Origin of the sequence: Gordonia jacobaea (genome assembly GCF_965344965.1) — a bacterium.
In the GTDB taxonomy this organism is placed as follows: Bacteria; Actinomycetota; Actinomycetes; order Mycobacteriales; family Mycobacteriaceae; genus Gordonia; species Gordonia jacobaea.
The window spans coordinates 1-738 of record NZ_CBDRLS010000014.1 but is presented as its reverse complement, the minus strand read 5'-3'; the positions used below and the strand labels follow the sequence as shown (position 1 = coordinate 738).

1 protein-coding gene is annotated in these 738 nt (G+C 62.1%); it reads right to left on the bottom strand.

Features of this window, described 5'->3' with window-relative positions; genetic code table 11:
- Window positions 1–738, bottom strand: a 738-nt coding sequence (locus tag ACRVY7_RS22575) for a phosphopantetheine-binding protein (protein ID WP_431818713.1), incomplete at both ends; no start/stop codon positions are given.

Sequence of the window (738 nt, the reverse complement as noted above, 5' to 3'; positions counted from 1 at the left end):
TCGGCGAGTTCTTCGACGGTAGGTGCATCAAACACATCACGCACCGACACCGACACCCCGAACACATCCGCCACCCCAGCAGCCACCCGCATCGCCGACAACGAATTACCACCCAACAAGAAAAACGACTCCCCCAACCCCACCCGCGACACACCCAACACCCGCTCAAACACCTGCGCCACCAACACCTGCGACGACGACACCGGCGCCACAAACCCCACCTCCGCCACCACCACCGGCGGCAACGCCCGACGATCCAACTTCCCCGAACTGTTCAACACCAACTCATCAGTGACCACCCACACCGACGGACACATATAACCCGGCAACACCCCAGACACATACTCGCCCACCACATCCACATCCACCGACCCCGGCGACACATACCCCACCAACTGCTGACCACCACCACCATCAACCACCGCACACACCGCATGCACCACACCCGGCGCCGCAGCAACCACCGCCTCCACCTCACCCAACTCCACCCGCTGCCCACGCAACTTCACCTGAAAATCCGTACGCCCCAAATACTCGATCTCCCCACCAACACCCCACCGCACCAAATCACCCGTCCGATACAACCGCGAACCCCCACCACCAAACGGATCCGCCACAAACCGCTCAGCACTCAACCCCGCACGCGACGCATACCCACGCGCCACCTGCACACCACCCAAATACAACTCACCAGGCACACCAGGCGGCACCACACCCAACCGCGCATCCAACACATAC